Source organism: Chania multitudinisentens RB-25 (assembly GCF_000520015.2).
GTDB lineage: Bacteria > Pseudomonadota > Gammaproteobacteria > Enterobacterales > Enterobacteriaceae > Chania > Chania multitudinisentens.
Genome location: NZ_CP007044.2, coordinates 1,024,343 through 1,045,016, shown reverse-complemented (window position 1 = coordinate 1,045,016; position 20,674 = coordinate 1,024,343). Strand labels below are relative to the sequence as shown.

Annotated in this window: 22 protein-coding genes and 1 pseudogene; 14 read left to right on the top strand and 9 right to left on the bottom strand. The window is 52.3% G+C overall.

All coding sequences use genetic code 11. The annotated features are described in order from the left end of the window. Together envC and Z042_RS04535 are read left to right on the top strand one after the other, a co-directional pair. Window positions 1-1,335, top strand: a complete 1,335-nt coding sequence (gene envC, locus Z042_RS04540) for a murein hydrolase activator EnvC (protein ID WP_024913494.1) — start codon at window positions 1-3, stop codon at window positions 1,333-1,335. Window positions 1,336-1,337: 2 nt separating this feature from the next. Continuing rightward, window positions 1,338-2,291 carry a divergent polysaccharide deacetylase family protein gene (locus tag Z042_RS04535; protein ID WP_024913495.1) on the top strand — a complete coding sequence of 318 codons (954 nt, stop codon included), beginning with the start codon at window positions 1,338-1,340 and terminating at the stop codon, window positions 2,289-2,291. A 75-nt stretch (window positions 2,292-2,366) separates the two neighbouring features. Here the strand turns inward: Z042_RS04535 and tdh are convergent, their stop codons facing one another. Further along, complete coding sequence (gene tdh / locus Z042_RS04530) at window positions 2,367-3,392, bottom strand: L-threonine 3-dehydrogenase (RefSeq protein WP_024913496.1); 1,026 nt, start codon at window positions 3,390-3,392, stop codon at window positions 2,367-2,369. Then, window positions 3,389-4,585 (bottom strand): glycine C-acetyltransferase, encoded by a 1,197-nt coding sequence (gene kbl / locus Z042_RS04525; protein WP_024913497.1) that lies wholly within the window; start codon window positions 4,583-4,585, stop codon window positions 3,389-3,391. Before kbl ends, tdh begins: the two co-directional genes overlap by 4 nt. Before the next feature lie 239 nt (window positions 4,586-4,824). Between kbl and rfaD the strand changes: the two genes are divergently transcribed. From rfaD to coaD, 7 genes are all read left to right on the top strand, one after another. Continuing rightward, the gene (rfaD, locus tag Z042_RS04520; protein ID WP_024913498.1) at window positions 4,825-5,757 is read left to right on the top strand and encodes an ADP-glyceromanno-heptose 6-epimerase; all 933 of its coding nucleotides are present in this window, start codon (window positions 4,825-4,827) and stop codon (window positions 5,755-5,757) included. Between the two features lie 22 nt (window positions 5,758-5,779). Then, a complete protein-coding gene (gene rfaF, locus Z042_RS04515; protein WP_024913499.1) occupies window positions 5,780-6,826 on the top strand; it encodes an ADP-heptose--LPS heptosyltransferase RfaF in 1,047 nt (348 codons plus the stop codon). Window positions 6,827-6,828: 2 nt separating this feature from the next. After that, window positions 6,829-7,794 carry a lipopolysaccharide heptosyltransferase RfaC gene (gene rfaC, locus Z042_RS04510; RefSeq protein ID WP_024913500.1) on the top strand — a complete coding sequence of 322 codons (966 nt, stop codon included), beginning with the start codon at window positions 6,829-6,831 and terminating at the stop codon, window positions 7,792-7,794. A 341-nt stretch (window positions 7,795-8,135) separates the two neighbouring features. Next, a complete protein-coding gene (locus Z042_RS04505) occupies window positions 8,136-9,263 on the top strand; it encodes a glycosyltransferase family 4 protein (RefSeq protein ID WP_024913501.1) in 1,128 nt (375 codons plus the stop codon). 159 nt (window positions 9,264-9,422) lie between these two features. After that, on the top strand, window positions 9,423-10,700 hold the full coding sequence (gene waaA / locus Z042_RS04500; protein WP_024913502.1) for a lipid IV(A) 3-deoxy-D-manno-octulosonic acid transferase: 1,278 nt from the start codon (window positions 9,423-9,425) through the stop codon (window positions 10,698-10,700). Further along, complete coding sequence (locus tag Z042_RS04495; RefSeq protein WP_024913503.1) at window positions 10,700-11,470, top strand: glycosyltransferase family 2 protein; 771 nt, start codon at window positions 10,700-10,702, stop codon at window positions 11,468-11,470. The genes waaA and Z042_RS04495 overlap by 1 nt, the downstream gene beginning before the upstream one ends. 70 nt (window positions 11,471-11,540) lie before the next feature. Next, entirely contained in the window at window positions 11,541-12,026 is a 486-nt protein-coding gene (coaD, locus tag Z042_RS04490) for a pantetheine-phosphate adenylyltransferase (protein ID WP_024913504.1), read from the top strand. Here the strand turns inward: coaD and mutM are convergent, their stop codons facing one another. The 4 genes from mutM to radC form a co-directional block, all read right to left on the bottom strand. Beyond that, window positions 12,027-12,836, bottom strand: coding sequence for a bifunctional DNA-formamidopyrimidine glycosylase/DNA-(apurinic or apyrimidinic site) lyase (gene mutM, locus Z042_RS04485; protein WP_024913505.1), 810 nt, complete (start codon window positions 12,834-12,836; stop codon window positions 12,027-12,029). Window positions 12,837-13,054: 218 nt separating this feature from the next. Further along, the gene (gene rpmG, locus Z042_RS04480) at window positions 13,055-13,222 is read right to left on the bottom strand and encodes a 50S ribosomal protein L33 (RefSeq protein ID WP_002208990.1); all 168 of its coding nucleotides are present in this window, start codon (window positions 13,220-13,222) and stop codon (window positions 13,055-13,057) included. An 11-nt stretch (window positions 13,223-13,233) separates the two neighbouring features. Continuing rightward, window positions 13,234-13,470, bottom strand: a complete 237-nt coding sequence (rpmB, locus tag Z042_RS04475) for a 50S ribosomal protein L28 (protein ID WP_004931195.1) — start codon at window positions 13,468-13,470, stop codon at window positions 13,234-13,236. 264 nt (window positions 13,471-13,734) lie between these two features. Then, complete coding sequence (gene radC / locus Z042_RS04470) at window positions 13,735-14,418, bottom strand: RadC family protein (RefSeq protein ID WP_024913506.1); 684 nt, start codon at window positions 14,416-14,418, stop codon at window positions 13,735-13,737. 181 nt (window positions 14,419-14,599) lie between these two features. On the opposite strand from radC, the gene coaBC reads away from it, so the two are divergent. The 3 genes from coaBC to slmA all read left to right on the top strand — a co-directional run bounded on the left by coaBC (window position 14,600) and on the right by slmA (window position 17,109). Continuing rightward, complete coding sequence (gene coaBC / locus Z042_RS04465) at window positions 14,600-15,817, top strand: bifunctional phosphopantothenoylcysteine decarboxylase/phosphopantothenate--cysteine ligase CoaBC (RefSeq protein WP_037406992.1); 1,218 nt, start codon at window positions 14,600-14,602, stop codon at window positions 15,815-15,817. Further along, window positions 15,795-16,253 carry a dUTP diphosphatase gene (gene dut / locus Z042_RS04460; protein WP_024913508.1) on the top strand — a complete coding sequence of 153 codons (459 nt, stop codon included), beginning with the start codon at window positions 15,795-15,797 and terminating at the stop codon, window positions 16,251-16,253. The genes coaBC and dut overlap by 23 nt, the downstream gene beginning before the upstream one ends. Window positions 16,254-16,512: 259 nt before the next feature. Then, a complete protein-coding gene (slmA, locus tag Z042_RS04455) occupies window positions 16,513-17,109 on the top strand; it encodes a nucleoid occlusion factor SlmA (RefSeq protein ID WP_024913509.1) in 597 nt (198 codons plus the stop codon). A gap of 64 nt (window positions 17,110-17,173) precedes the next feature. On the opposite strand, the gene pyrE is transcribed toward slmA, so the two are convergent. Both pyrE and rph read right to left on the bottom strand, forming a co-directional pair. Then, the gene (gene pyrE / locus Z042_RS04450; protein ID WP_024913510.1) at window positions 17,174-17,815 is read right to left on the bottom strand and encodes an orotate phosphoribosyltransferase; all 642 of its coding nucleotides are present in this window, start codon (window positions 17,813-17,815) and stop codon (window positions 17,174-17,176) included. 170 nt (window positions 17,816-17,985) lie between these two features. Next, window positions 17,986-18,702: a ribonuclease PH gene (gene rph, locus Z042_RS04445; protein WP_024913511.1), complete on the bottom strand. Its 717-nt coding sequence runs from the start codon at window positions 18,700-18,702 to the stop codon at window positions 17,986-17,988. 126 nt (window positions 18,703-18,828) lie between these two features. Between rph and Z042_RS04440 the strand changes: the two genes are divergently transcribed. Further along, window positions 18,829-19,692 (top strand): YicC/YloC family endoribonuclease, encoded by an 864-nt coding sequence (locus tag Z042_RS04440; protein WP_024913512.1) that lies wholly within the window; start codon window positions 18,829-18,831, stop codon window positions 19,690-19,692. Between the two features lie 175 nt (window positions 19,693-19,867). Further along, window positions 19,868-20,066, top strand: a pseudogene (locus Z042_RS24780) (Arm DNA-binding domain-containing protein); the annotation flags it as partial. An 87-nt stretch (window positions 20,067-20,153) separates the two neighbouring features. Here Z042_RS24780 and Z042_RS04435 read toward each other — a convergent pair. Continuing rightward, entirely contained in the window at window positions 20,154-20,615 is a 462-nt protein-coding gene (locus tag Z042_RS04435; RefSeq protein WP_154666879.1) for a hypothetical protein, read from the bottom strand. Between the last annotated feature and the right edge of the window lie 59 nt (window positions 20,616-20,674).

The window sequence follows — 20,674 nt, the reverse complement described above, 5'->3', positions numbered from 1 at the left end:
ATGAGGGAGAAGGCGAATTTTGCACTACCAAAAGTCACCCGCAGCGCAAATTCAGGCAGCCAGCCGCTGCCTGAATACCCGGTGTTACGGAGGTTGGCCACTGTCTGCGTCAGCGCGTTTTTCGCTGGCGCATTGTTATTGCCATTCGCCAGTACCGCAGCAGAAAGCAACCAATCCCAGCTGAAAGATCTGCAACAAAGCATCGCCGAAAAAGAAAAAGCGGTTAAGCAACAGCAGCAGCAACGAAATTCATTGCAAGAACAGCTCAAGCTGCAAGAAAAAACCATCGCACAGGCCAGCCGTTCACTGCGTGATACTCAAGGCACACTCACTGAACTGGGCAAAGATATTTCTGGCCTGAACACCTCAATCACCAAGCTGCAAAAACAGCAGGCTACCCAGCAGGCAATGCTCGCCAAACAGCTTGAAGCCGCGTTTCGCCAAGGGCAGCACAGTGCATTACAACTGATTCTCAGCGGTGAAGAAAGCCAACGTAGCGAACGCATGCTGGCCTATTTCAGCTATCTGAATGAGGCGCGCCAACAAGCCATCGAAGCACTGAAACAAACCCAGACACAACTGGCCGCGCAGAAAAATACCCTGGTCGCCAAGCAGGGCCAGCAGAAATCGTTACTCAACGAGCAGCAAACGCAGCAGCAAACTCTGGAACAGGCGCGCAGCGCGCGTAAGAAAACCTTGACCTCTCTGGAAGCCTCGCTGGAAAAAGATCAGCAGCGGCTGGTTGAACTGCGCCAAAACGAAACCCGCCTGCGTGACCAGATCGCCCGCGCCGAGCGTGAAGCCCGTGCCCGTGCCGAACGCGAAGCGCGTGAAGCCGCCAAAGTGCGCGAACAGGTGCGTGCTAAAGAGCAGCAGGCGAAGAAAACCGGCACCCGTTATCAACCCAGCGAAGGTGAGCGTTCACTGATGGCGCGCACCGGTGGTTTGGGGCGCCCGGAAGGGCAAGCCATCTGGCCGGTACGTGGCCGCATCGAGTATCGTTTTGGCGAACCGCTGCAAGGTGAGTTACGCTGGAAAGGGATGGTGATCTCGGCGGCTGAAGGCAGCGAAGTGAAAGCCATCGCCGATGGTCGTGTTCTGATGGCCGATTGGCTGCAAGGTTATGGCCTGGTCGTTGTCATCGAACACGGTAAGGGTGATATGAGCCTGTATGGCTACAACCAGAGCGCTCTGGTCAGCGTTGGCGCGCAGGTGCGTGCTGGCCAGCCCATCGCCCTGGTAGGCTCTAGCGGCGGTCAGGGAACGCCATCGCTCTATTTCGAAATCCGCCGTCAGGGTCAGGCTGTTAACCCACTGCCATGGTTGGGAAGATAGATTTGCACTATATCAATATGCGTACCGCCATCCTGGCAGGCTTTCTGCTGTTGGCCTGTGCCGCACAGGCCGGGAGACTGTCCATCGTGATTGATGACGTCGGCTATCGCCCACACGAAGATAACGCCATACTGCAAATGCCCACAGCCATCTCGGTCGCCGTGCTGCCCAACGCCCCTCAGGCGCGCTTGATGGCAACCAAGGCCCACAATCAGGGGCGTGAGGTGCTGATCCATATGCCAATGGCTCCGCTCAGCAAGCAATCACTGGAACCCGATACGCTGCAACCTGCCATGAGCAGCGAGGAAATTCAGCGCATCATCCGCAATGCGGTCAATAACGTGCCCTATGCCGTGGGGATGAACAACCATATGGGCAGCGCAATGACCTCTAGCCTGCCGGGTATGCAGCGGGTGATGCAGGCGCTCGATAATTACCAACTCTATTTCCTTGACAGCATGACTATCGGCAACAGCCAGGCAACACGCGCCGCAGCCGGTACTCATGTCAAAGTGATCAAGCGCAAAGTGTTTCTTGACGATACCGCCAACCCGGATGATATTCGCCGTCAGTTCAACCGCGCAGTAGAGTTGGCACGCCGTAACGGTTCGGCTATTGCCATTGGGCATCCACGCCCGGCCACGGTAAAAGTGCTGCAACAGATGCTGGCCACATTGCCAGCGGATATTGTGCTGGTAAAACCCAGCACCCTGCTGAATGAACCGCAGCACAGCGGAGGGAATTATCTGCCATCTACACCGCACCCAACCCAGCCGAAGAATCCGTTCAGCGGCGGCATTAAGCAGTGCAAGATCAAACTACCGCAAGAAAAAGTGGATGCCAGCAAGGCGCTGATTATCATCGGTGAAAGTGTGGCGCAGTCGCCGGTCGTTGTGTTGCTCAAACATCATTGGCAATACTGGCTAGGTTCGGCGCAGACGACACCAAAAACATAAGATCGGGATTTATATAGGGCCAATCAATTTCGAGTTGCAGCCAACCACGCTGCAACTCGAAAGACGAAGGGGATATCAATCCCAGCTCAGCACCACTTTCCCAGACTGACCAGAACGCATGGCATCAAAGCCCTGCTGGAAATCATCAATGGAGAAACGGTGGGTGATCATCGGCGTCAAATCCAAACCGGACTGGATCAGCGCCGCCATTTTGTACCAGGTTTCAAACATTTCACGGCCATAAACCCCTTTGATAAACAGCCCTTTGAAGATCACCTGATTCCAGTCGATAGACATGTCTGAGGGCGGAATCCCCAACATCGCAATACGGCCACCGTGGTTCATGGCATTAAGCAAAGTGCGGAAAGCTGGCGGCGCACCTGACATCTCCAAACCCACGTCAAATCCCTCTGTCATACCCAGTTCGGCCATCACATCGTTCAGGTTTTCTTTACTGACGTTAACCGCGCGGGTTACCCCCATTTTGCGCGCCAGCGCCAGACGATACTCGTTCACGTCGGTGATCACCACATGGCGCGCCCCCACGTGTTTGCACACCGCCGCCGCCATAATGCCAATCGGGCCAGCGCCAGAAACCAGCACGTCTTCGCCCACCAGATCGAAAGACAATGCGGTATGCACCGCATTACCAAACGGATCGAAGATTGAGGCCAGCTCGTCAGAGATATTGTCGGGGATTTTGAAAGCGTTAAAAGCTGGGATTACCAGATATTCAGCAAACGCACCGGGACGATTAACCCCCACTCCGGTGGTATTACGGCACAGATGCGTGCGGCCACCACGGCAGTTGCGGCAATGCCCACAGGTGATATGCCCTTCACCAGAAACGCGATCGCCAATGTTAAAACCTTTGACTTCCTGGCCGATCGCCACCACTTCACCCACATATTCATGGCCCACCACCATCGGCACTGGAATGGTTTTCTGCGACCAGTCGTCCCAGTTATAGATATGCACATCCGTACCGCAGATCGCGGTTTTACGGATTTTGATCATGACATCGTTGTGGCCCAGCTCAGGTTCGGGCACATCGGTCAGCCAAATGCCTTCTTCCGCTTTCAGTTTTGATAACGCTTTCATCCAATGACTCCAAGTTGTTTGCCAATACGAATGAACGCGGCAACCGCACGCTCGATCTGCTCTGGTGAATGATCGGCAGACATCTGAGTACGAATACGCGCCTGGCCTTTTGGCACTACCGGATAGAAGAACCCCGTGACATAAATGCCTTCCTTGAGCAGCGCATTGGCGAATTCCTGCGCCAACGCGGCCTCACCCAGCATCACCGGAATAATGGCGTGATCGGCACCGGCAAGCGTAAAACCTGCGGCAGTCATTTTTGCGCGGAACAAGCGGGCATTGGCCCACAGGCGCTCGCGCAACGCGTCGCCCTCTGCAAGCAGATCCAACACCTTGATCGACGCAGCCACGATCGCCGGTGCCAGTGAGTTGGAGAACAAATACGGGCGCGAACGCTGGCGCAGCCACTCCACCACCTCTTTCTTCGCCGCAGTATAACCACCAGAAGCACCACCGAGCGCCTTGCCCAGCGTGCCGGTAATAATATCAACGCGGCCCATCACTTCGCAGTATTCATGCGTGCCGCGCCCGTTTGCGCCAACAAAACCCACTGCGTGAGAATCATCCACCATCACCAGCGCATTGTATTCATCGGCCAGATCGCACATGCCTTTCAGGTTAGCGATCACGCCATCCATTGAGAATACGCCATCGGTGGCGATCATAATGTGGCGAGCACCGGCGGCTTTTGCCAGCTTGAGTTGCTCGGCCAGTTCACTCATATCATTGTTGGCATAGCGATAACGCTTGGCCTTGCACAGACGTACTCCGTCAATGATCGAGGCGTGATTCAGCGCATCGGAGATAATGGCGTCTTCCGGGCCAAACAGGGTTTCAAACAGACCACCGTTGGCATCGAAACAGGAGGAATACAGAATGGCATCTTCCATGCCCAGAAAATCGGCCAGTTTCTGCTCCAGGTGTTTATGGCTATCCTGCGTGCCGCAGATGAAACGCACCGACGCCATGCCAAAACCGTGGCTGTCCATACCTGCCTTCGCGGCGGCAATCAGTGCCGGGTGATTAGCCAGCCCCAAATAGTTGTTGGCGCAGAAATTGATCACATGGCGGCCATCAGCGACGGCGATGTCGGCCTGTTGTGCCGAAGTGATAATGCGTTCTTCTTTAAACAGCCCTTCGGCACGGGTAGCCACAAGCTGTTGTTCCAGTTGCTGATAAAAAGACGCAGACATGCAGTCATCTCCAAAATAAGAGTATTTTCAACATATTTTACTGACTTGTTAGCAAACTGCGAGAATGAGCCGTAGAGAATATAAAAAATGCAGCAGATATCACGGCAAACCAGGCTACCAAACCGCAGAGCCGGATATTAAGCACCGTTCAGCTGTTCCCGATGGCATGAAATGCTATTATGGGCCGCATCTAGGGTGGAGCATGGTGCGTCACCGGGAAGAATACAGGGGTAAACCCAATGATTATCGTCACTGGCGGTGCTGGCATGATCGGCAGCAACATCATTAAGGCACTGAATGATAAAGGATATCGCGATATCCTGGTGGTGGATAACCTGAAAGATGGCACCAAATTCGTCAACCTGGTCGACCTGGATATCGCCGACTATATGGACAAAGAAGATTTCATTGCCAGCATCATTGCCGGTGACGATCTCGGTGATATCGACGCTATCTTCCATGAAGGTGCCTGCTCATCCACCACCGAATGGGATGGCAAATACATGATGGACAACAACTATCAGTATTCTAAAGACATCCTGCACTTCTGCCTGGATCGCCAAATCCCATTCCTGTATGCCTCTTCCGCCGCGACTTACGGTGGCCGCACCGATAACTTTATCGAAGAACGCCAGTATGAACAGCCACTGAACGTTTACGGCTACTCAAAATTCCTGTTCGACCAATATGTGCGTGAAATCCTGCCAGAAGCGGATTCGCAGGTGTGCGGCTTCCGCTATTTCAACGTTTATGGCCCTCGTGAAGGCCATAAAGGCAGTATGGCCAGCGTGGCGTTCCACCTGAACAACCAGATTACCCGTGGTGAGAACCCGAAATTGTTTTCTGGCAGTGAAAATTTCAAACGTGATTTCATCTATGTGGGTGACGTGGCGGCGGTCAATCTGTGGTTCTGGCAGAATGGCGTATCCGGCATTTTCAACTGCGGAACCGGTCGGGCAGAAACTTTCCAGGCGGTGGCCGATGCGGTGGTGGAATACCATCAGACCGGGGCCGTGGAATACATTGAATTCCCTGAAAAACTGAAAGGCCGTTATCAGGCATACACCCAGGCCGATCAGACCAAACTGCGCGCTGCTGGCTACAATGCGCCGTTCAAAACGGTCGCTGAAGGCGTGAAAGAGTACATGGCCTGGCTAAATCGTACCGCATAAGCTGAAGGAACCTACCAACGGTATGAAAATACTGGTTATCGGCCCTTCGTGGGTTGGCGATATGATGATGTCGCAAAGTCTCTACCGCACCCTGAAGGCCGAATATCCGTCAGCGGAAATTGATGTGATGGCACCCGCGTGGTGCCGCCCATTGCTGGCGCGCATGCCGGAAGTCAACCAGGCTTTAGCCATGCCGCTGGGCCACGGCGCGTTAGAGTTAAGCGAGCGCCGCCGTTTGGGGCACAACCTGCGCACCAATGGTTACGAACGCGCCTACGTGCTGCCCAACTCCTTCAAATCCGCTCTGGTACCGTTCTTCGCCAACGTGCCACAACGCACCGGCTGGCGGGGCGAAATGCGCTATGGCCTGCTTAATGATCTCCGCGTGCTGGATAAAGCTGCTTTGCCGCTGATGGTGCAGCGCTATGTTGCACTCGCCTATGACAAACAGCGGATACAGCGTGCTAGCGATCTGCCACAACCGTTGCTATGGCCGCAACTTCAGGTGAGTAACGAAGAAATTGCCGAAACCACTTCAGCCTTTAACCTTACCGATCATCGGCCGATGATCGGCTTTTGCCCAGGGGCCGAATTTGGCCCGGCCAAACGCTGGCCACATTATCACTATGCCACACTGGCACAAAGGCTGATCGACCAAGGTTATCAGATTACCTTGTTGGGTTCGGCCAAAGATCACGCTGCTGGTGAGCAAATCCGCGCAGCGCTGGCTGAGAATGCGCGCGATTTCTGCCGCAATCTGGCTGGGGAAACCCAGCTTGAACAGGCAGTGATCCTGTTGGCTTCCTGCCAGGCCGTGGTCACTAATGATTCAGGATTGATGCACGTTGCAGCCGCCTTGAACAAACCATTAATTGCCTTGTATGGCCCGAGCAGCCCAGACTTTACTCCGCCACTTTCCGATCAGGCAAAAGTCATCCGCTTGATCAGCGGGTATCATAAAGTCCGTAAAGGTGGTGCCGGTCAAGGCTATCACCAGAGCCTGATCGACATTCAGCCACAGCAGGTGTTAGACGCGCTGACGCCGTTACTGGCCGCCAGCGAGGAATAAACATGCAGGTTCTGATCGTCAAAACCTCATCAATGGGTGATGTACTTCACACGCTGCCTGCCTTAACCGATGCCATGCGTGCTATTCCCGGTATTCAGTTCGACTGGGTGGTGGAAGAAGGCTTTAGCCAAATCCCCACTTGGCATCCGGCGGTAGATCGCGTGATTCCGGTGGCCATTCGCCGCTGGCGTAAAAACTGGTTCGGTTCCGAAATACGCCAGCAGCGTTGCGATTTTAAGCGTCAGGTGCAGGAACGCCGTTATGACTGCGTGATAGATGCTCAGGGGTTGCTCAAGAGCGCCGCGCTGGTGACCCGAATCGCCCGTGGCAGCAAGCACGGCCCGGACTGTAAAAGTGCTCGTGAACCGTTTGCCAGTTGGTTTTATCACCAGCGCCACCACATTGATAAACAACAACATGCGGTAGAACGCCTGCGCGAGCTGTTCGCCAAAAGCCTGGGGTATGCAAAACCGCAAAGCGCAGGCGATTATGCGATTGCTGCCCGTTTTCTCAACCATCCCCCCGCAGATGCCGGGCAATATCTGGTTTGCCTGCACGCTACCACACGTGATGAAAAACATTGGCCAGAGCAAAACTGGCGTGCACTGCTTGAACTCGTGGCCGCTACCGGGTTGAAAATCAAGCTGCCATGGGGAGCAGAGCATGAGCATCAGCGCGCACTACGGTTGGCAGAAGGGTTCTCACACGTTGAAGTGCTGCCCAAACTCAGCCTACAGCAGGTCGCCGAAGTATTGGCCGGAGCCAAAGGTGTAGTTTCAGTGGATACCGGGCTCAGTCACCTGACCGCCGCGCTGGATCGCCCAAATATTACGCTGTTTGGCCCAACCGATCCGGGGCTGATTGGGGGTTATGGGAAGCACCAGCATTCGATTATTTCCCCGGAAAAAAACATGGCGACGATCGCCGCCGAGTCAGTTTTGGCCGAACTGCTCAAGGTTATCGCGTGAACCAGTTAACGTGGATGGCCTTGCTGGTGCATGCAAAACCACGCTTCATCGTGGCCGCAGCCATGAAACAACCTGGGTTTCAGTGTGTTTCCCAAAGCCACGATTTTTTGCTGCCAGCAAGAAAATCGAGCAACAGTAGCCACATGCAGGCAGGTCATTTAGAATCAAGGGCCGGTCTCCTAGAAAGCAACTCATGATGAACGATGCGCCAGCCTTAATTTGTGCCACGCCAATACAACGGATTTCACTCGCTAAACGTCACCAACATGGCAAACCCGTCATCAATATCTTGACCTCATTTCTACAGACACGGTGATGATAACCGTGCGGAGTTCGCTTGCATGAAAGCATTTCGTTTGGCAATTGTTCGCCAAAAATACCGCCCAGATGGCGAAGTAGAGCGTTTCATCTCTCATGCCCAGGAAGCATTGACGCAGCAAAATCTGGATCTGAGCGTGATCAGCCGCAAGTGGCCGGCTGATGTGAATCCAAATGGGCATATCCATTTGTGCAACCCCATAAAATTTGGGCGTATCAACCGCGAACGCGGTTTTGCCGACGCAGCCAGAACCTTGTGGCAGAAAGAAAATTTCGATCTGGTTCAGAGCCATGAACGTATCGCCGGTTGTGATATTTACCGCGCAGGCGATGGTGTGTATCGCCGCTGGCTGTTACAGCGCGCACGTTTACTGCCAGAATGGCGACGCAAGTGGTTATTTTCCAACCGTTACCACCGCTCCGTTATGTGTGCTGAGCGAGCCTTGTACGCCGCACAGGAACTGAAAGCCGTAATTTGCAACGCAAATATGATCAAACAGGAAATCATTGATGATTTCGGTATACGTGCCGATAAAATCACAGTGATCTACAACGCTATTGATCATCAAACCTTTTTGCCAGCAAGCGAGCAACAGCGGCAACAGCTGCGGGCGCAATACCAAATCCCGCTGCCAGCGCACTGCCTGATTTTTGTTGGTTCAGATTTTGCCTGCAAAGGTCTGGCGATGGCCATCCGCGCGATTGCTCCCACTGAAAGTTACCTGTTGGTGGTTGGTAAGGATAAAGCAGAAAAACGCTACCGCGCCTTGGCACAATCGTTAGGATGCAGCAACCGGGTGCGCTTTATCGGCGCCCAAAAACACACGTTGCCGTTCTATCAAGCGGCTGATGCCTTGCTGCTACCGGCGCTGTACGCTCCTTTCCCCAACGTGATTTTGGAAGCCATGTCATGCGGATTACCGGTAATCACCAGTACCACCTGCGGCGGTGCTGAATTTATCACGCCAGGGGAGAACGGTTTTGTCAGTGACGCACTGGATGCCAATGCCCTCACCGACGCCATCCACGCTTTGCCACAACAGGCGCTGGGTTCAAATATGGCCGCCGCCGCCAGATTGCGTATTATGCCCGCGACGCCTGCTCGCCTTTCACAGCAATTGATTGAGCTATATAACCAACTGCTGGGCTGATGGTTTTTTCGGGGCAATTTAATATCGCTGATGCTTAAATCAGCCCCCTCTACTTTCAAAGGAAAGGCTCTGCAAATGGGGCGCAAACCAGCAAATTAACGCCTTTCTCCGATGGCTATGATATTATTCTGAATAACTCATATACATGAAATTGATAGAATGTTGCTGCGTCTATATCAGGTATTACTCTACCTAATCCAACCCCTGATCTGGCTTCGCTTGCTGTTGCGCAGCCGCAAAGCTCCAGCCTACCGTAAACGTTGGGCGGAACGTTATGGTTTCTGCGCAGGGAAAGTCGTGCCGGGAGGGATTATGCTGCATTCCGTTTCTGTTGGTGAAACGCTGGCGGCTATCCCGTTAGTCCGGGCATTGCGTCACCGCTACCCCGACTTGCCGATTACCGTCACCACAATGACACCAACGGGTTCCGAACGCGTGCAATCGGCTTTCGGTAACGATGTGCATCATGTTTATCTGCCTTATGATCTGCCCGGTGCCATGCGGCGTTTCCTCGATCAGGTGAATCCGAAACTGGTCATTATCATGGAAACTGAACTTTGGCCGAACCTGATTAATACTCTGCATCAACGCCAAATCCCACTGGTGATCGCCAACGCCCGCCTGTCTGCCCGTTCGGCCAATGGCTATAAGAAAATCAGCGGCTTTATCCGCAATATTCTGCACCGTATTACCCTGATCGCCGCACAGAATCAGGAAGACGGCGAGCGCTTTATTGAATTGGGCGTGAAACGTTCACAACTGACCGTGACCGGCAGCCTGAAATTTGATATCTCTGTCACGCCGGAACTGGCGGTACGTGCAGTAACGCTGCGCCGCCAATGGGCTCCGCGCCGCCCGGTGTGGATCGCCACCAGTACCCACGAAGGCGAAGAAGTCATTCTGCTGGAAGCACACCGTAAACTGTTAGAAAAACACCCGAATTTGCTCTTGATTCTGGTCCCACGTCACCCGGAGCGTTTCCTTACTGCTAAAGAACTGACACAGAAATCAGGCTTCAGTTACACCATCCGCAGCAGCGGTGAAATTCCCTCCAGCAGTACGCAGGTGGTGATTGGCGATACTATGGGTGAACTGATGCTGCTGTACGGTATTGCCGATCTGGCCTTTGTCGGTGGCAGCCTGGTGGAACGTGGTGGGCATAATCCTTTGGAAGCGGCAGCACACGCGATCCCTGTACTGATGGGCCCACATACCTTCAACTTCAAAGATATCTGCGCCAAGCTCTCGCAGGCTGGTGGGCTGATTACCGTCACCGATGCCGACTCTCTGGTGAAAGAAGTGGCTACGTTGTTAACTGATGAAGACTATCGCCGCTACTACGGCCGCCACGCGGTTGAAGTGCTGTATCAGAATCAGGGAGCACTACAGCGTTTGTTGCACTTGCTGGAACCCTACCTGCCACCACGGAGCCATTGATGAGCCACCGTAAAAGCCTGTCGGTAGTGATCATTGCCAAAAATGAAGCCGGGTTGCTGACCGAATGCCTGCAATCAGTGGATTGGGCAGATGAAATCATTGTGCTTGATTCAGGCAGTATCGACGGCTCTGCCGCATTGGCAGAAAGTTTGGGGGCTAAAACCTTTATACATACCGACTGGCAAGGCTTCGGCAAACAGCGCCAGAAAGCGCAAAGCTATGCTACCCAAGATTATGTGTTGATGCTTGATGCCGATGAACGCGTCACGCCGGAACTACGGCAATCCATAGAGCATGTGCTGATCACCGCCGATGACAGCGTGATTTACAGCCTTGGCCGCCTTAACCTGTTTCTGGGCCGCTTTATGCGCCACAGCGGTTGGTATCCAGATCGAGTCAACCGTCTCTATGCCAATCAGCGTTACCGTTATAATGACGATTTGGTGCATGAATCACTCAACACCCAAGGGGCCAAAGTGGTGGCGCTGCAGGGTGATTTGTTGCACCTGACCTGCCGCGACTTTTTTGCTTTCCAGCGCAAACAACTTCATTACGCTGAGCAATGGGCCACTCAACGCTATCAGGCCGGTAAAAAATGCGGTTATCTGTCAATCCTTACCCATACGTTGGGGGCTTTTTGCAAAACCTGGCTGCTACGCGCCGGTTTCCTTGACGGTAAACAGGGGTTGCTGTTAGCCGTGGTTAACGCGCAATATACTTTTAATAAATATGCCGCATTGTGGGCATTGGGCCGTAACACTACCCAATAGCCTTTGAAATGTGAGTGACCAGCATCAACACATTTTGAAGGATGGCGGGTATATTCAGAGAAAGTGAATCATGAGCAGTAAAGCTATTTACCCAGGGACTTTCGATCCGATGACCAATGGCCATCTGGATTTGGTGACCCGTGCTTCATTGATGTTTGATCGCGTGATTCTGGCCATCGCCGCCAGCCCGAGCAAAAAACCTCTGTTTACTTTGGAAGAGCGCGTGGCGCTGGCCACGCAGGTCACATCGCACCTGGATAACGTGGAGGTGCTCGGCTTCAGTGAGTTAATGGCACACTTTGCCGCGCACCAGAACGCCAACATTCTGGTGCGCGGGCTGCGTGCGGTGTCCGATTTTGAGTATGAATTACAGCTGGCAAACATGAACCGCCATCTGATGCCTCAGCTTGAAAGCGTATTCCTGATGCCGTCTGAAGAGTGGTCGTTTATCTCTTCTAGCCTAGTGAAAGAAGTAGCACGTCATGGCGGTGACATCGCACCATTCCTGCCAGACGTCGTCACCAAGGCATTGGTAGAAAAGCTCGCAATGCAGTAATCAATGCTGGCAGCCGCGGCAGAAAAAGGTGCTGCGCTGCCCGTGCTTGGCGCTTTCGAGCAGTGTTCCACACACGCGGCAAGGTTCCCCTGCCCGGCCATAAACCTGCAATTCCTGCGCAAAATAACCTGGTTTACCATCTGATTGCAGAAAATCACGCAGCGTTGTGCCCCCCTGTTCGATCGAACGCAGCAAAACCGCCTTGATGGTTGCCACCAGTAGCTCTGCCTCTGCCTGACTCAATGAGTTCGCCTGACGATCCGGCAAGATTTTGGCGGTGAACAGTGATTCACTGGCATAAATATTCCCCACCCCCACTACCAGCGTGTTATCCATCAGCCAAGGTTTTATCAGCGTGCGTTTATTACGCGATTTTTCATATAGATAGTTGCCATTGAATGCCTCGCCCAGCGGCTCTGGGCCGAGATGAGCCAATACATTGCTCGTTGCCAGATCTTCGCACCACAACCAGGCACCAAAACGGCGAGGATCGGTATAGCGCAGGATCATACCGTTGCTCATCACCAGATCGACATGATCGTGCTTGCCTGCCTCAGTGTCTTCCCTCAGCATTCGTAAACTGCCAGACATCCCCAAATGCACGATAATCCAGCCACCATCCAGCTCGATCAACAAATACTTGGCACGGCGCTGTACGCTACGTACTGGCTGATCGCTCAATGTCAGGATTTGTTCAGAGACTGGCCAGCGTAGGCGAGCATTACGCACCACTGCGTACTGGATATTCTGGCCAACAAGATAAGGTTCGATGCCACGGCGGCTGGTTTCGACTTCTGGTAATTCAGGCATGTAGCACTCCCTTTTAGATATCTGTATCCAGATTACGTTGAGATGCAGATAGGTGGCAACAGAGCGACAAATCAGCTTTGAAGCAAATTTGGAACGCTGCTTGGCACATAGGCTAAGTAACACAGCCAACAGTCCTGCATTTTAACGGGTAATGGGTATATGGCTCCTTAAATAACAAAAAACCCGGCCTTGGCCGGGTTTTCATTAATCCACTAAAATTACTTAATTTTAGCTTCTTTGTAGAGCACGTGTTGACGGACAACTGGATCGAATTTCTTCAGTTCCAATTTTTCCGGCTTAGTACGCTTGTTCTTCGTGGTGGTATAGAAGTGACCAGTACCAGCAGAAGAAACCAGCTTGATCTTCTCGCGAACACCTTTAGCCATGATTCAGTTCCTTAATACTTCTCACCACGGGCACGCAGATCGGCCAAGACCGTCTCAATACCCTTCTTATCAATAACACGCATACCTTTAGCAGATACACGCAGAGTTACAAAGCGCTTCTCAGCCTCAACCCAAAAACGGTGTGAGTGCAGGTTCGGCAGAAAACGGCGTTTGGTCGCGTTCATTGCGTGGGAACGGTTGTTACCGCTCACCGGGCGCTTGCCAGTAACTTGGCAGACTCGGGACATGTCTATTTCTCCAAAAATCAAATCAGCTCGAGCTTCGTATAGGGTATGGCCGCCTCGTCAGGCTTTTAGAGCCCATCTCAGCAAACTTCACACTGAGGAGACTCTCGTCATCAGGTCAGAAACCACGCACCAGGCCAGAAACCTGCTGAGATAGGCTCTTACGCCAAACCCAAGATTCTCAAAGGTGGCGTAGTATACGCTCTGAAGCGTAAGTGCTCAAGTCCCGAACAGCTAAAGATCCCTCAAGGATCGCGAAAAAATTGCCTAAAGCCACCCACGCTCGGCAAAAGAAACGCATTCACCCCGGCCTACCACTAAATGATCGAGTACCCGAATTTCCAATAACCGACAAGCATTCACCACTTGTTCGGTTATCAAACGGTCTGCTTGGCTGGGTTCAGCCTTACCCGAAGGGTGATTATGCGCCAGAATGATAGCGGCTGCATTAGCCTTCAACGCTTCACGCACAATTTCTCTCGGGTGCACGACGACGCTGCTGATGGTACCAGCAAACATCTCCTGATGGCGAATAACCCGATGTTGATTGTCCAAAAACAACACTAAAAAAACTTCACGCTCATGATGCACTAACAAATTGTGCAGATAATGCTGGGTCATCTTCGGATTCAGCAACGCATTTTCCAGCAGATGCGGGCCAGAAAATAACCGGAAAGCTAATTCCGAAATAGCCTGCAACTGAGCATAAGTGGCATTTCCCAACCCTTTCTGGCTGGAGAATTGCACATAATCCGCTGCAATCAGATGATACAGTGAGCCAAAATGCGCCAACAACTGTTCGGCACGCTGCAAAACGTGAATACCCGGCAAACCGGTACGCAAAAAGATTGCCAGTAATTCCACGTCAGAAAGCGCCGCTGCACCATCACGCATCAATTTCTCCCTGGGGGCCAACTCTCCCGGCCATAACGACATATCCTGGCTGCTCATTACCACCTCCCTGCAATCAACCGAGCATGACATGGCACCAGCAGAACCGCGATAGGTGATTGATAATGTTGCGAAGTGCTACGCAAATAGGAATGTAACTGGCTGCATACACAGCATAATCGCTCACCTCATCAATGGTTATGCTAAAATGCTGCATCTTTCGATTTTCAATCGGGCAATCATGATGACGGGACTTTCCGGTAAACATATTGTGCTTGGCATCAGTGGCGGCATTGCTGCCTATAAATGCCCTGAACTGGTACGCCGCCTGCGCGACAGGGGCGCTGAAGTACGGGTAGTCATGACCTCGGCTGCAAAAGCCTTCATCACCCCGCTAGCGCTACAGGCTGTTTCTGGTTATCCGGTTGCCGACGATCTGCTGGATCCCGCAGCAGAAGCGGCCATGGGCCACATCGAGTTAGCTAAATGGGCGGATTTGGTGGTGCTGGCACCGGCTACCGCCGACCTGCTGGCACGCATTGCCGCTGGTATGGCTAACGATCTGCTGACCACGATCTGCCTGGCTACCAGCGCACCACTCGCAGCTGCACCAGCGATGAACCAGCAGATGTACCGTGCCGCAGCTACGCAGGCTAACCTGCAAACCTTGCTGGCTCGCGGCATGTTGTTATGGGGGCCAAACAGCGGTAATCAGGCCTGCGGTGACGTTGGGCCGGGCCGTATGCTGGAACCCTTGGAAATCGTCGAACTGATTAATGGTTACCTCTCTACGCCACAGGATCTGAAACATTTAAAGGTTATGGTCACCGCTGGCCCTACGCGTGAAGCCTTGGACCCTGTGCGTTTCATCAGCAACCACAGCTCTGGCAAGATGGGCTTTGCTATCGCTCAAGCGGCGGCGGCTCGCGGTGCGCAAGTGACGTTGGTCGCCGGGCCGGTTTTGCTGCCGACACCGCCTAACGTGACGCGTGTGGATGTCACCACCGCTCTGGAAATGGAACACGCAGTGCAACAACATGCCGCACAGCAGAACATTTTCATCGCCTGTGCCGCCGTGGCGGATTACCGTGCGGCACAAGTCGCCGATGAAAAAATCAAAAAACAGGGTGATGAAATCATCCTTAAGATGGTAAAAAATCCTGATATCGTCGCAGGTGTTGCCGCGATGAACAAAAATCGTCCATTTGTTGTTGGGTTTGCTGCCGAAACCCAGAATGTGGAAGAATACGCGCGGCAAAAACTGGCGCGTAAGAAGCTGGATTTAATCTGCGCTAACGATGTATCGCTTGCAGAGCATGGTTTCAACGGTGATACCAATGCCTTGCATCTTTTTTGGCAGAATGGAGAAAAACACCTTCCGCATAGCGATAAGGCACTCCTTGGCCAACGTTTAATAGACGAGATAGTCAGCCGTTATGATGAAAAAAATCGACGTTAAGATTCTCGACCCACGCATCGGTCAGGATTTCCCTTTACCAACCTACGCCACTCCTGGTTCCGCCGGTTTGGATCTGCGCGCCTGTTTAGACAGTGCCGTAGAGCTGGCTCCGGGTGAAACCACCTTGCTGCCCACCGGCTTGGCAATTCATATCGCTGATACTGGCCTAGCAGCGGTCATCTTACCGCGCTCCGGGCTGGGTCATAAGCACGGTGTCGTTCTGGGTAATCTGGTAGGGCTGATCGATTCGGACTATCAAGGCCAACTGATGGTATCTGTGTGGAACCGTGGTCAAAAATCCTTCACCATTGAACCTGGCGAGCGCATTGCACAGATGGTGTTTGTGCCCGTTGTGCAGGCTGAATTCAATCTGGTCACAGAGTTCGACAGCAGCGAACGCGGTGCCGGTGGTTTTGGTCACTCCGGCCGCCACTAATATGTAACCAGTAAATATCGTGGGCCAGATTCTGAACTTTTGCTGAACCAGAGAAAGATATCTCTAATGGCAAGGTTTACCTGGCAATAGTAGACGCCGTACACCCGGTAACATGGGAATCATGGTCGGAAAAGACCATTGACCCAAACATCGCACAGAGTTTGCGTTACAGAGGTTGGTGTTTGGGTTCGCGAAAATCTATACCCATGGATTTCAAGATGCAGGGGTATAAGCCGTTTTAGCAAAGGTCTAATCGAACATGGCAGAAAAAGAAAATACGAAAAGGAATCGGCGTGAAGAAATATTGCAGGCACTCGCTCAAATGCTGGAATCCAGCGACGGTAGCCAGCGTATTACTACAGCAAAGCTCGCCGCAAATGTTGGTGTCTCTGAAGCTGCCCTTTATCGGCATTTTCCCAGCAAAACACGGATGTTTGACAGCCTGATCGAGTTTATTGAAGACAGCCTGATAACACGCATCAATTTAATCCTGCAAGATGAGAAAGAAACGCTCAATCGCCTGCGCCTGATTCTGCTGCTGATCCTCGGGTTTGCTGAACGTAATCCAGGTTTAACACGCATCATGACCGGGCACGCTTTGATGTTTGAACAAGATCGCTTACAAGGCAGAATCAACCAGTTGTTTGAGCGAATCGAAGCGCAACTGCGCCAAGTGCTGAAAGAGCGCAAATTGCGGGAAGGCAGGGGCTTTATGGTAGATGAAACCTTGCTGGCTAGCCAGCTGTTGGCTTTCTGCGAAGGTATGCTGTCGCGCTATATCCGTTCTGAATTCCGCTATCGCCCGACGCAGGATTTCGATGCACGTTGGCCATTATTAGCATCACAACTGCAATAATCGCTACCGTTGTAACCTGAAAGACAATAGTAACGCCGGGTATACATAACCCGGCGTTACTATTTTAAACGCCGTATTGCTCGCGATAGGCCTTCACAGCAGCCAAGTGGCCCGCCATTTCCGGTTTCTCTTCCAGATACGTAATCAAATCCTTCAAGGTAATAATGGAAATCACCTTGCAATGATAATCGCGTTCCACTTCCTGAATCGCAGAGACATCGGCGCGGCCACGCTCCTGGCGATCGAGAGAAATCAGCACGCCGACCAGGCTGGCGTTATTGGCACTGATGATCTCCATTGATTCGCGGATTGCCGTACCTGCTGTAATGACATCATCCACCAGCATAACGCGGCCCTGCAACGGGCTGCCCACCAGTGTTCCCCCTTCGCCATGGTCTTTGGCTTCCTTGCGATTGAAGCAGTACGGAACATCGCGCTCGTGATGTTCCGCCAGTGCCACAACCGTGGTAGTCGCAATTGGAATACCTTTATAAGCCGGGCCAAACAGCAAATCAAAATCAATGCCAGAATCAACCAGCGCCTCGGCATAAAAACGCCCTAACAATGCAAGATCACGCCCGGTATTAAACAGGCCAGCATTGAAGAAATACGGGCTGACCCGGCCGGATTTCAGGGTAAACGCACCGAATTTCAATACCTGTTTATTAAGCGCAAACTCAATAAACTGGCGCTGATAGGCTTTCATTACTACTTCTCCTTATCTGGTCTGTTATGTCCCACTTGCTTGAAACTACAAGGTATTAGCAGCACTCGCCGATTACCTCCCTGCAACACCAAGAATATTGGGTATATCTCTGTTTCTACTGCCGCCCGATAACCGGGCATAAAAAAGGCGACTTCGTCGCCTTAAAAAAATCACTCTGCCAGTGCCGCTTTCTGCGCTTGGAAGATCGTTTCGATACCCCCTCGGGCCAATGCCAGCAACGCCAGCAATTCATCATGGCTGAACGGTTGGCCTTCGGCGGTGCCCTGCACCTCGATCATACGGCCATCTTCCATCATCACCACGTTCATATCCGTTTCTGCGGCAGAATCTTCAACATATTCCAAATCACACAACGCTTCGCCGTTAACGATGCCCACCGAAACCGCAGCCACCAACCCTTTCATCGGATTGGCTTTCAGCTTGCCAGTAGCCACTAACGCATTAAGCGCATCGGCCAGTGCTACGCAAGCCCCAGAGATGGAAGCAGTACGAGTACCACCATCAGCCTGCAACACATCGCAATCCAAGGTAATAGTGAACTCGCCGAGCTTTTTCAGATCTACCGCCGCACGTAACGAACGGGCGATCAAACGCTGGATTTCCAGCGTACGGCCACCCTGTTTACCTTTAGCGGCTTCGCGGGCATTACGGCTGTGGGTAGAACGCGGCAGCATGCCGTACTCTGCGGTAACCCACCCCTGCCCCTGGCCTTTAAGGAAGCGTGGAACGCCCTCTTCTACCGTGGCGGTGCACAAAACTTTGGTATCGCCAAACTCAACCAGCACGGAGCCTTCAGCGTGTTTCGTATAGTGACGAGTCAGTGTCAGGGGGCGAACGTGTTGTGGTGCTCTGCCTGTAGGACGCATGGGCTCTCTCCGGCTTCAAATCAACGATTGGTTGCGCATTATACGGGCTTCGTGCTGTTATGCCTATCCTGCCCGCAGGTGCAACGCTATAATCGTTTCATCTTTTCCTCCTATGGGTACGCATCAATGATCCGCAGCATGACCGCCTACGCCCGGCGTGAAATCAAGGGTGAATGGGGCAGCGCAGCTTGGGAGCTGCGTTCCGTTAACCAACGCTACTTAGAAACCTATATCCGCCTGCCAGAGCAGTTCCGTAGCCTTGAGCCAGTGATCCGTGAGCGTATTCGTAGCCGCCTGACGCGCGGTAAAGTGGAATGTAACCTGCGTTTCGAACTCGATCCCAACGCGCAAAGCTCGCTGATCCTGAACGAAAAACTGGCAAAGCAGCTGGTTGAAGCGGCTAACTGGGTCAAAATGCAAAGCGACGAAGGGGAAATCAACCCTATCGATGTACTGCGCTGGCCGGGCGTGATGTCTGCCCAGGAGCAGGATCTGGACGCCATCAGTGCGCAATTGATGCAGGCGCTGGAAAGTGCACTGGATGATTTTATTGCCGCGCGTGAAAGCGAAGGTACAGCACTCAAAGCTCTGATTGAACAACGTCTTGACGGCGTGAGTGCCGAAGTGGTTAAAGTGCGTGCACAAATGCCAAACGTCCTGCAATGGCAGCGTGAACGCCTACTCGGCAAGCTGGAAGAAGCGCAGGTTCAGTTAGAAAACACCCGTCTGGAGCAAGAACTGGTGCTGATGGCGCAGCGTATTGATGTGGCGGAAGAATTAGATCGCCTGGAAGCACACGTGAAAGAAACACACAATATCCTGAAGAAAAAGGAAGCCGTTGGCCGCCGCCTTGACTTTATGATGCAAGAATTCAACCGTGAATCGAATACGCTGGCTTCTAAATCCATCAATGCCGACATCACCACTTCTGCCATTGAGTTGAAGGTGTTGATCGAACAAATGCGTGAGCAGATCCAAAATATCGAGTAAATATTCAGGAAGAATCAACAAGCCGCATAAAACTAGAAGGCCCGCATAACAGCGGGCTTTTTTGTTGTCATGAGCTAGCATAAAGAAACAAGAAAGCGCATCATTACCATGTACATAGTGACATTTTTAGGAATGGCTTTATGTACACGCCCTATTCAATATTCAGGTATACACGATGCCAAAGCTAACAGATATGCAGATCCGCGCCTGGATAAAGGCCGGTGAACGTTTTGCAGGCCGCGCTGACGGTGGTGGGTTGTATCTGTGCTTCCCTGAAAACTACACATCCCCCCTTCTGGCGCTTCCGGTATAAATTCGCTGGAAAGGCTCGCGCAATGGTTATCGGCTCCTATGCGGAGCTGTCACTTGCCAAGCCTGCTATTGCGATTAATTCTGCTGGCAAGAGGAATAATATTCCCTTGCCTTGCTTCCCAAACGTGGCAAACGTATAGCCGAAGTCGTTACGGTATGCACACCGTGAGATTTTGGGGGCGAGTGGGGAGATAAGCATATCCATTTTCATCAAGCGCATTGAAGATATCCATCATCCCTTGATCGGTTTCAATTATAAGGCGTGTGTCCAAGGTGATTTCTTGGCCTTCTAGCTCCAGGTAACCTGACCCAAGAGAAACAGATAAGATAACCCCGCCAATTAACCTGTTAACATCCTCAAACGCATTTTCAACCCAGCGAACCTTACTATCATAGATATCGAAAGGTAATGATTGGTCATTTGAAAGCCATAAATCATCGAATCTTGACCAAGCAACGGAGATTAGTTGACCGTTATTAAAATTCAGCCTGATAGGTAAATCATTCCATGGTTCCCACTGATCAGAGAAAATTTCTGCGGTAGAGTAACCAATCAATGTAGCCCCTATAAATTTCTCAAATACCTTTTTTATTGCTACAACTTTACTCACTAATCGCCTCAACATCTCAGGTTATGTTCCTCTGGCTCACCATTACCACTATGCAATGA